Annotated in this window: 10 protein-coding genes; 1 reads left to right on the top strand and 9 read right to left on the bottom strand. The window is 53.3% G+C overall.

Annotation, left to right across the window (positions count from 1 at the left end; genetic code table 11):
• Positions 1 to 3: 3 nt before the first annotated feature.
• From icmH to tssB, 9 genes are read right to left on the bottom strand one after another with little or no spacing between them, the layout of a single operon-like run.
• A complete protein-coding gene (gene icmH, locus BLU64_RS14485; protein ID WP_026741962.1) occupies positions 4 to 780 on the bottom strand; it encodes a type IVB secretion system protein IcmH/DotU in 777 nt (258 codons plus the stop codon).
• A 19-nt stretch (positions 781 to 799) separates the two neighbouring features.
• Positions 800 to 2134 (bottom strand): type VI secretion system baseplate subunit TssK, encoded by a 1335-nt coding sequence (gene tssK / locus BLU64_RS14490; protein WP_026739481.1) that lies wholly within the window; start codon positions 2132 to 2134, stop codon positions 800 to 802.
• 2 nt (positions 2135 to 2136) lie between these two features.
• Positions 2137 to 2652, bottom strand: coding sequence for a type VI secretion system lipoprotein TssJ (gene tssJ / locus BLU64_RS14495; protein WP_026739480.1), 516 nt, complete (start codon positions 2650 to 2652; stop codon positions 2137 to 2139).
• Positions 2652 to 3890, bottom strand: coding sequence for a type VI secretion system-associated FHA domain protein TagH (tagH, locus tag BLU64_RS14500; protein WP_074729171.1), 1239 nt, complete (start codon positions 3888 to 3890; stop codon positions 2652 to 2654). Before tagH ends, tssJ begins: the two co-directional genes overlap by 1 nt.
• 2 nt (positions 3891 to 3892) lie before the next feature.
• Positions 3893 to 4891: a type VI secretion system baseplate subunit TssG gene (gene tssG, locus BLU64_RS14505; RefSeq protein WP_074729173.1), complete on the bottom strand. Its 999-nt coding sequence runs from the start codon at positions 4889 to 4891 to the stop codon at positions 3893 to 3895.
• The gene (gene tssF / locus BLU64_RS14510) at positions 4855 to 6621 is read right to left on the bottom strand and encodes a type VI secretion system baseplate subunit TssF (RefSeq protein ID WP_074729175.1); all 1767 of its coding nucleotides are present in this window, start codon (positions 6619 to 6621) and stop codon (positions 4855 to 4857) included. Before tssF ends, tssG begins: the two co-directional genes overlap by 37 nt.
• Before the next feature lie 2 nt (positions 6622 to 6623).
• The gene (tssE, locus tag BLU64_RS14515; RefSeq protein WP_026741958.1) at positions 6624 to 7058 is read right to left on the bottom strand and encodes a type VI secretion system baseplate subunit TssE; all 435 of its coding nucleotides are present in this window, start codon (positions 7056 to 7058) and stop codon (positions 6624 to 6626) included.
• Positions 7059 to 7064: 6 nt separating this feature from the next.
• Complete coding sequence (gene tssC, locus BLU64_RS14520) at positions 7065 to 8543, bottom strand: type VI secretion system contractile sheath large subunit (RefSeq protein ID WP_026741957.1); 1479 nt, start codon at positions 8541 to 8543, stop codon at positions 7065 to 7067.
• A gap of 30 nt (positions 8544 to 8573) precedes the next feature.
• On the bottom strand, positions 8574 to 9077 hold the full coding sequence (gene tssB, locus BLU64_RS14525; RefSeq protein WP_026741956.1) for a type VI secretion system contractile sheath small subunit: 504 nt from the start codon (positions 9075 to 9077) through the stop codon (positions 8574 to 8576).
• A gap of 1626 nt (positions 9078 to 10703) precedes the next feature.
• Here tssB and tssD point away from each other — a divergent pair.
• Positions 10704 to 10957: type VI secretion system tube protein TssD (tssD, locus tag BLU64_RS14530; RefSeq protein ID WP_139171514.1), on the top strand; the 254-nt coding region annotated here is incomplete at its 3' end.

The following is a 10957-nucleotide window of genomic DNA, read 5'->3' on the forward strand; positions in this document are numbered from 1 at the left end:
ATCTTATTGTAATAATTCCCCCAGTTGACGAAGCACGTCCTGGGTCTGATTGCTGAGCTGATAGTGATAAAGACCGAAGATCGCCGCTAACACCACGCTGACGCATAAAAACAGCGTGAAGAGCGAAATCTGCCGGCGCATCCGGTAGCCGGAGGACTGCTGTCCCAGATCGAGATGGAAGACGGAGGGTGTCTCCGCCGATTCCGGATGCAGAATGTTGTGAAGCTTGCGGACAATACCTTCGAATTCGTCGCGGCCCTGCGTCATCACGCGGTAGCGCCCCTCAAATCCCAGGCACAGACAGAGATAGATGAACTCCAGAATGTCCCGATAATGGACCGGATCGGTCTGCAATTTGCCCAGCAGGACAAACACCTTCTCTCCACCCCAGGTTTCGTTGTGGAATCGGGTCAGCAGCGAATGCTCCGACCACACGCTCTGGCTGCCCCATTCGCGGCCCATGACGGCCTCGTCGATATAGGTGCAGAGGATGTAGCGAAACGACAAAATGACGCCGTTTTCATAGCCGTGCGTAATCAGCTCCTGCTCAATGGCCTGAATTTCCGACACCACTTTTTGGTACAGATCGGGCACCTGGTCATACGCCGTCAGATGACGCACGCGCTCCACCATGCCCAGCAGCGGCGTCACGGCGTCAATCATGGGGTTGATGCTTTGGCCGCGTAGCCGAAACCAATAGTCTGAGTCCATATCCAGCTGTTGGGCGTGGTCGTACAACAAGTCGCCCAGCAGCTCATTGCGGATAACATCGATCGTCATCTAGCTCTTCCCCCGGTAATTAGCTACGAATAGCCCAAAGCTGCATATCCAGATCCGGGAAGTCCCCGGCAATATGGAACGCCAGCGTGTTGTCGCCCACCAGCATCTGCCAGGCGGCGCTCTGTCGATCCAGCTGGAAATAGCTGTAGCCCGCGTGGTACGGCAGCTGACGAGGCGCTACCGGCAGCGGCAGCAGCGGAACGCCCGGCAGCTGCAGGCTGATCAGTTCGCGGATCTTGTCGCTGGACGCCACTTTGGTCTGCTGCAACAGCTGTTTGCGCAACTGCTCCTGCGGCATTCTGGCGCGTACGGCCAGGACGAAGTCGGCGCTGGCCATCAGCTCGCTGTCGCCGACCATCGCAATCATCACGCCGTACTGGTGCTTACGCAGCTGCAACGAGACGGCGCGCGGCGACAGCACGGTGCTCAGCGCCTGACGGAACGCCATCATCAGCGGCTCAAAACTGCTCTGCTGGTCGTCGTGGCGATAGGCGGGAAACTCCGGCGGCAGGCGGGATTCATCCGTGAACGTCATCAGTTCGCCGCAGACCTGCACCAGCGCTTCATGCAGACGCTCGGGGTGCAGCGTCCCCATCCGCGCCAAATGCGACAGCAGCGGCTGCGCGCGGTTGAGCAACTGCAACATCATGAATTCGGCGACGTCGGCGACCCCCTGCTGTCCCGGCGCGGCGATGCGCTGCGCCAGACTGCGGGCGCGTTCGGCCACCAGTCCGGCGGACTCGCCGAGGAAACGCTTAAGCGTTGGGATCGCGGAAATGCTGATGCTGCACGGCATGAAGTTCGGGTCCAGCACCAGACCGCCATCCGGCCGTTTATCCAGAATCTGGGCAATCGCCAGCGAGGCGTAGGCGCTGCGATCGTCGCGCTCCAGCATCAGACGCAGGCTGACCTGCCCCACTTCCAGCGACACCACATCGCCGCCTTCGCTGTGCAGATCGCGCACGTCGTGGCGGTGTGCATGCAGTCGCGTCGCAATCTGCTGACCGCCGTGATTGACCTCGCTCACGCCGCTGACGGACAGCGGGATCGCCAGATAGACCTTCTGATTGACGACCGACGCATCGGTGATCTCCAGCGGCTGCGGCAACATGTCATCGCTCGGAATGTTAAAGACGGTGCCGTCCGGCATGATCCCGGTAGCGGACACCAGCGCGATGCGCCCAAAGTTCAGGTACTCTTCGTTAATGGTCAGCGACTGAAGGCCGTAGAAAAAATCGCCCATCGCGCTCAGACGCGCGTGCAGAGTGTAATCCGTATGCCTTTGCTGCTGTTGAAAATGCTGAGGTTTGATGAATAAACCTTCACGCCAAATAATCCGATTTCGGCTCGACATAGCTATTCTTCTTCTTTTTGGAGTTCGACTTCATCCAGACGCAGATGCACGAGAATCTGATAGGCCCGTCCGGTATTTTTCACTTTGATGACCTTGCGCCATTCGGCGCTGTCGGGATCCGCATAGCGCGCAACGACGCCGATATAACGTATCTTCTCATCCAGCTTGACCGGCGGCAGATACTTGAACTGTCCCGGCAGCAAGGTGTAGTCCTGGTGGTCGATGTAATTCTTGCCCAGCGATTTCTCCAGATCGGCCGTCACCTGGTCGTAGTCCGTCGCCAGCAGCTTGGAGTCTTCCGACAGCATGACGATCTGAAACTCAATCGGCGCCGCTTCCCCACTCTCGTTGGGGTTCACGTCCGGCTCGGCAAGCAGGCTGAACCCGGCGGTCGAGGGTTGGCTATCGTTGCTCCCCACCTGAATATCCGGGTTCATTGCAACGTCAGCCATCTTGCCCATAGTGGTACAGCCTGAAAGCAGCAGTAATACCCCGGAAAGCAAGAATGTCCGCAGCATCAGATTAACTCCTGTTGCTCACGAACGACGCGGTCGTAGGCCTGGGAATACACCTGCTGGAACAGCTTCTGGAATCCCTGCTGGCGTTCGGACGTCAGCTCGCGGAAGTAGTGCTGGTACATGGACCAGGCCCAGCCATCGTCCATGGGATTCTGCTCGCCGGCACGGCGATAATGTTCGAAGCGCTTGAGCAACACGTCGGGGGAGAACGCCTGCAAAATGCTGTCCAGCGCGGTCGCGATGGCCTGCTCGTTGGCAATGTGGTGGATACGCACGTTGCGCAGGACTTCATCGACGGCGGCAGGTGCGGAAAGGTGCACCGGGCTTTTCTCTTCAGCGAACAGCAACGACAGCGTGTCGTGGTAGTCCAGACTCAGACGCAGCGGATTGTCTTCAATCGGACGCAAATGCTTGTCCGACAGCGCCGCCTGGTCGGCCTGCAGCTTCAACAGCCCTTCAATCATGGCGCGCAGCGTTTTTCCCATGTCCTCAAGGAAATTGCTGAGATGCTGATTGTTGCCGATGTCCAGCGTCTGACCGAGGCCGCGCATCAGCGGGGCCAGCGCGTTTTGTTCGATGTTGTCGCCGGCTGTCAGCGAATCAAAACGGTCCTGTATAGCGGGTAGCTCGAGAAATTCCTGGTCCATGGTGCCCTCAACGGCTGAAGAAGAAGTAGATGAAACACGAGTCGTAGTGGAGAATTCGGGCGTTGCCCGCGTCTCCTGAGTAAGGAATGCGTTTGCGCCGGTTTGTTCTTGCTGTAGCGCCAGTAGCGGGTCGCTGGCCGGGGATGGCGTAGACGTTTGTTCGTTATTCTCCGTGGCTTTTTCCTGCGCAAGCCAGTCATCCAGCTCATTTTCCGAGCGGTTGCCAATGATCTGCGCCAGTTCCGGCTCCGCGCTGACCTTGCCCATATACACTCGCAGCCTGAACGGTCCGACCGTCAGTTCGTCGCCCTGATCCAAAAAAACTTTTCTTGAGCGCCCGATGGGCGAGGTCGCACCATTGATGAAGGTTTGGCCGCTGAGATCACACAGGCAAAAGCGCCCATCATGCAGTTCGATGCGCGCATGTTCAGGCAGCACCGCGCCTAGCCGATCTTTCAGCTTCCAACTATCCTGCTCCGAGGAGCCCAGCGTGCCGCCACTTTGATGAAACTGGTATTGAACCTGGGAGTTGCCTTCCAGCTGTTCACTGTTCAGCACCACCAAAGAAAGTTGTTGATTAAGTTCGTTCACGATTACTCCTGCACGCAAATAGTCACATCAGGCTCGCTCGGCGGCTCGCCGAGAAAGCTGCTCCATCCCAAACGAGCGCTCTGCTCATGTCCCAGGCGAAGCCCTTTCGCTTCTCCCAAACCGAACCCCAGCCGCAGGTCCCACGCGCATTGGTCGCGCAGGATGAAGGAAACGAAGCGCACCAGTGGCTCGAAATGTTCGCCGTTGGGCAAAAACTGTAAAAACTGCGCAAAGCTCAGGTTATTGATTTTCAGCAAAAATTTTCCCGCGCAGTCGTTAACCTTGTCGCCGATAACGAAGTCGTTGCCCATCATGGAGTTGGCCCTTCCCAACCGATTCTGCTGGTCCGTATGAATCGGCACTTTGCGCGCCTGCCACGCGATAACATCGACCATGTCCAGGTCAAAGCAGTGCGCGACCAGCCCGGCCACCACTTCCGGCGAGCGACTCGGACTCGCCAGCATTCCGGCGTAGGACAGCATCTTGGCCCGGTTGACCGGCAGGCTCTCGCGCACGGCGTCATTGCCCAGGCCCACCAGCGCGAACATCAGCCGCGAGAATCCATCTTCCCCTTCGTCCTGAAAGCGGACGTGGTAACGGTATTTGCGCCAGAGGCGGTGTAACAACGTCAGCAGGCGGTGGTGGAAGAAATCCAGAAACGCGCCCAGTTTCTGTTCGCCCTGCGCATACTCCCAGGCCAGATCGTCCAGGTAGTAGCCGGGCATAGGCGATTGACTGCCGTGCAGGCCCATGAAGGCGACTTCCAGCACATGGCCCTGCGTTTCGTCCTGCGTAATGCCTTGTATATCGCTGCTATGAAAACCCAGGGACGCGGTGGATTTGAACCGTATGCGTTCCTGTTCAGGCCGGTAGTCCAGCCCCCGCTCCTGATCCACGCCTTCCAACCGGTTGACAAGCTCGACCAGCTGGAAAAAATTAAAGCGCGGCGCATCATCCCGAAACATCACATCATGGAGTGCTGACCTATCTGGACTGGCCATTTGTAGCGCTCCTTGTTATCAAGGTTGATGATTTCCAATAAATGGAAGGCGTTGACGCTGGCGTAAAGCGAGAAGAAATGCGCCAGTACGGTGCCGAATAGATACAGCTCGCCTTCGCTGGCGAAGGCGGACTGATACACGGACAGCACCGACTTCAGCCCACGTACCGGCATCCCGCGAATCAGCCGGTCTATCGGCGTGGTTTCTATTGATTCGATCCCGGCCAGACGCTTGCGGGACGCCTGCTCGGCCTGTTTGTCATGCAGCGCCGGGAAGTCGTACGTCCGCAGGATCTGCACCAGCGCGTCGCGACGCAGCAACGAAACATAGTTCAGCGACAGGTTGGAGATCAGCGTCCAATGCAGGCTGCCGTCCAGTGCGGGACGCAGCGGCCGCGTCGGCCGGATAATATTTCTGAACTTCGCGAACGACGGCGAGCTGCCGGTCGGCATGCAGACGGCGCCGACTGGCAACTGAGACGCTTTGGAGCGGTTCGTGCAGGTCAGCGATACCGAAATGGACTCGTCCATATCAACCGCTTCGGTTTCATCACCGCGCACGAACGATAGCGCATGGTCGAAACCGTCGCCGCTGACCGCCTCGCGCACGCGGCTGCGGTAGTACAACGCCAGACGGCCTTTGGCGCGCTCAATCTGGTGCTGGAAGCTTTCAAACGGCTGATACTGTCGCGGCTCGCCGCGAGCGCGCCCGATATGGCCTTCAATCCATCCCTCGACTTTGTCCACCGAGAAAATTTCGTAGGCATCCGCATGTCGGTAACTGGCTTTGAGCGGATACTCCGTCTGGCGGCCGTTGAGGTTGATCGGCTCGCTGTCATGCTGGAACAGGTTGATCGCCGGTACGCAGTTCAACATGAAAGAGTCAGGACGGATTTTGAGTTCCGCAGGCAGCGGGCAGGCAAAACAGAAGTGGATTTTGAAATCAGTGACCGACAACGGCTGGTTAGGCCAGTCCGCACCGGAAAGCTGAAAGAACAGGAAGGCTTCCGGGAAGCAGAAAAATTCCTGCAAAATTCGGTAGCCGGAATAGACGTTGCTCGGATAAGGCAGCAGTGCATCTTCCCGTTCGAAGCCGATCGTTTTTAACGTACTGGCTTCTTGTCTGAATCGTGTCCCATCGATTTCAAGCTCGATGTGGGAAAGCTTACTGGAGAGCCAGAAATAGAGTTCGTAGGCGGTGTAGCTGTCGCCTCCCAAATAAAACCGCAGCTTGTCCAACTGCAACTCGTTGAGCAGCATCGGTCCGTGCAGGTTGAAGTCCAGACTAATTTTGGAGAGGTCGTTACCGCTTTGTACGCTGATGTCGCGGATATCCGCAGGATACACCCAGGCGTCATGACAGGTCTGGAAATGGCATACGACGTCGTCGACTGGCTGGCTATCCAGCATACAGCCGCGGCTAATTAAAGCAGGCCGTGCAATGGCTCCAGGGATCACTGAGAACTGCATAATCGTCATGCTGGGAACCGGACGTAAATAGTTCGGCCACAGCATGCCCAGCAGCCCGTGGGTCAATTCAGGAAATTCATCCTCAATTTTTGCCCGCAAACTTCCCGTCAGAAAAGCAAACCCTTCCAGCAGCCTCTCGACGTCCGGATCGGTGGTTTGTTCTGATAGAAAACGGGTCAGTTCAGGGTGGGCATCGGCAAACTGGCGTCCTTGCAAACGCAGGTAAGCTATTTCATCCCTGAAGTAGTGTTCCAGAAGCATAGTTACGTCATTCTATAGTGTCGGTGACTGTCCATATGGATATTGAAGGAAGTGACCTGCTCCAGCTGTTCCAACCGTACGTGAGCTGTCACCTGAAACGCCATTTCGAGCGGGCTAGATGGATAGTCGTTGGAACTGACTTCGACATGAACGATGCGCGGCTCATACTGACAAATGCATTGCCGTATCGCCTCACGTATCCGACCACGTATATCTGCTCCGCCCTGCGTCGCGTCATTAAAATCAATGACGCCGAGATCAGGCGCACTGCGACAACTTCCCGGACGCGTATTGAGCACCTGGTCGAGTTTGCGTTTTACCGACTCAATCAGACACTCCAGCTCGTCCTGAGGCGAAGAACTGCGACGTTCTTCGCCCCGGATACGATCGAACAAACTGGCGGCACTCCCTCTATCCCACGAAGAGAGAGAGGCCATCAGAGATTATTCCTTGTCCAAACGTCCCACCAACGACAGTTCAAAATTCGCCCCCATATACTTGAAATGAGGACGTACGGACATTGCGACCTGATACCAACCCGGTTCACCTTCAACATCCAGAACCTTGATCTGAGCGGCACGCAACGGGCGACGGCTACGAACGTCTGCCGGCGGGTTTTCCTGATCGGCAACGTACTGTTTGATCCAGCCGTTCAGTTCACGTTCCAGATCCTGACGCTCTTTCCAGGAACCAATCTGTTCGCGCTGCAGCACTTTGATGTAGTGAGCAAGACGGTTGATAATGAACATGTATGGGAGCTGTGTGCCCAATTTGTAATTGGTTTCCGCTTCTTTCCCTTCTTTGGTGTTCGGGAACACCTTCGGTTTTTGCACCGAATTGGCAGAGAAAAATGCAGCATTATCACTGTCTTTACGCATGGTCAGAGTAATGAAGCCTTCCTCTGCCATTTCGTATTCGCGACGATCGGTGATCAGAACTTCCGTCGGGATCTTGGCCTGCAATTGACCCATCGCTTCATAAACGTGTACCGGCAGGTCGGTAATCGCGCCACCGCTCTGCGGACCGATGATGTTCGGACACCAGCGATATTTCGCAAAGCTGTCTGTCAGCGCCGTTCCCATCAGATAGGCCGTGTTACCCCACAGGTAGTGATCGTGGTCGACGCTGATATCTTCTTTGTAGTTGAACCCTTTGATCGGGTTTTCGACCGGATCGTACGGCAGACGCGCCAGGAAACGCGGTGCCGTCAGGCCCAGATAGCGGGAATCTTCAGATTCGCGCAGAGAGCGCCATTTGGTATAAGCCGGGCCTTCGAAGACGGATTTGAGGTCTTTGATGGTCGGCAATTCGGTGAAGCTGTCAACGCCAAAAAACGTCGGGTCAACCGAGGAAATGAAAGGTGAATGGGCCATCGCGCCCACCGCGCTCGTGTATTGCAGCAGCTTGATATCCGGAGAACTTTGCGTGAAAGCATAGTCACCGATGACCGCGCCGATCGGCTGTCCGCCGAACTGGCCGTAACCGCTGGAGTAGACGTGTTTGTAAAAACCGGACTGGGTGATTTCGGGCGCGAACTCAAAGTCATCCAACAGCTCCTGCTTGGTGGCATGGAGCAATAGAATCTTGATGTTTTCACGGAAATCAGTGCGATCGACCATCAGCTTCAGCGAACGCCAGGAAGATTCCAGTTCCTGAACTTCCTCGGCGTGCAAAATGACATCGACCTGCTTGCTGAGCTTTTTATCCAGCTCAACAATCATGCTATCTACCAGCGCCTTGTTGACCGGCTCGCTCGTATCGCCACTGTCCAGAATATTTGAGATCAGTGCGGCGATCCCCTGCTTGGCGACGCTATAGCCTTCATCGACAGGCGTAAGCCGGGCTTGGGCCATGATCTCATCAAGCAAGGAAGGAGCGGCACTTTCTGCGCCCGCCTGTACTTTCTCTTCTACTACTGACATGTTTGTTTCCCTTCTCGTCAATCCAACGTATTACTCAGCTGGTTTCACCAGATCCAGCTCTTTCAGCAGCTGTTCCCGCGCATCTTCGCTTGCCAGCAAATCCTGCAGACGATTACGGAATGCAGGGATGTTGCCAAGCGGGCCCTTCAGCGCAACCAGCGCTTCACGGAGCTCCAGAAGCTTTTGCAATTCAGGTACTTGTTCAGCAATACGGTCGGGGGAGAAATCAGCTAAAGATTCGATATTGAGTTTTACAGGCAGGTCATCCTGGCTCTCTTCTTCCAGGCGATTAGGCACGCTGAAATTGAGTTCCAGTTTGGATTCTTTCATAACGGAAGAAAAATTGTTTTTATCGATCGATACAGTAGAACGTTCCTCAATCGGCGTTTCTTCCGTACGACCTTTCATATTACCAACGACCATCAGAGTCAGCGGCAATTCAACTTCGCTTTGCTGTCCCCCAGTCGCGGGTACATATTTGATATTAATACGTTCCTTTGGTGCAACGGATGCACCGTCAATTCCTTTTCCCATATTCGCATACCAGGTTTAGGCCCTGACTGGCCAGAAAACACATGGTCGATTCCTTCCAGGGTACGTCCGAGGTTAATTAGAACAACACTGTTCGGATAAGAAAAATAAATTACTTTTCGTTTATCGACCGTTGATATTACCTAAGCAACTGGATATAACCAATATTACTTCCTCTTGGTATATCCATTACCAAATAGTAAAAAAGCAGTTAACTTCGAGCTAATTGAGCGATATAACGCTAAATACTGACGAGGCGATGATACACACACCTGTTATAAGTGGTCAATAATAATATCATTCTGTATTGCTAAAACAAAAATATCTATAGAATCATAGATATAAAAAGAAATCCAAAATCAAAAAAGAGAATAAATCAACAAAAAACCAAGTTTTTCAAACATAAAAAAACGGCACAATAATGGCGCTTAAATTTTGATTAATGACCAAATAGTCACCATAGTTACTGTAACCATCGTGTCGATAGCACGCCGGTTTATCACAGATAAATGCACACATTGAACTGTAAAAAGTAGTTTTTGTCAGGTTGTCGCGGGGTTTGAGGCATCGTTATTCACTTTACATGTGCTGTATCGATTGTTAACAAAATAACTTCTGAATAAGAAATCAGATAAAACCATTGGACTCAGCAAATACGGTGTACCGTCGTCATCATGCCCGTTATCTAATAATAGCAGTTGTGTTCCCAAGCTTAACGATCCTATTAAACATGACATTCCTGGCAACACAATTAACATCTCTATCACTCATTTCAAGCGAATAACAAAGAATCGACCACTCACTGAAAACCGATTATGTCCTGACAATATGACTTAAGGTGGTTCTAACTCCCATCTTACAAACCCCAGTTATTTTAATACCATTAAGGAACAGGAAATTAGATGTGCCATATAATCTATTTGCAATTTGGGATAAATAATTTTTTGAGACTGATAACCAGCTGGTATAAAAACAAAAACGATAATGGCGCAAAAGTCAAACAACGAGATAACATAGCAAGACGGACGACAAGTTCGAGCACATTGTTGGTATGTGGTGAAGAGAAGATAAGGAAGTTATTTGTGAAACGTTCTTTGGCAGGATGTATGACAAAATCGTGCCGCTCGCCGCAACAACATAATGCATCCGTTAACGTGATGTTTGGAATTCGCCTCGGCTCATCCATCAAAACGTCACCGATGATATCAATCCGTTCATCAATAAAACTCAAGACTATGGAATTTCCGGTAATAAGGCGTTATTGACTCTCCGGATCCAGAGTAATGAACCGATCGTGCGAGATGAGTGTTTAGCGCTGAAATGTCTTGATTTGAAGACGGATCAATCGCCCTTACCTATCAACATGACGGACTCTGGCGATCGCTAAGTCAAATTATCAGAACAATTGCCAAATCTGCGCAACTTCTTGCGCACTTTCCAGCACAAATCACTTTTTGCGCAATGTTTGCAAACGATCTGCGCATTCTGCGCAACTTTTTGCGCAGATTTTGAATAGGCTGAAATGTATATTTTAAATTCCATTATAAAACAATAGGATAAAAGTTGGCATAGCCATTGCATTGTCAAGCGGGCGAAAGTAAAAACCGTTCAACAACAAGGAGCAAGACTATGCCAACCCCATGTTATATCAGCATTGAAGGGAAAACTCAGGGCAACATCACCGCCGGTGCCTTCACGTCCGACTCCGTCGGCAACATCTACGTGCAGGGCCACGAAGATGAAATGCTGGTGCAGGAATTCAAACACATCGTGACCGTCCCGACCGACCCGCAGTCCGGTCAGCCGTCCGGCCAGCGTGTGCACAAGCCGTTCAAATTCACCGTGGCGCTGAACAAAGCCGTTCCGCTGATGTACAACGCCCT

Origin of the sequence: Lonsdalea quercina, assembly GCF_900107885.1 — a bacterium.
Lineage (GTDB): Bacteria > Pseudomonadota > Gammaproteobacteria > Enterobacterales > Enterobacteriaceae > Lonsdalea > Lonsdalea quercina.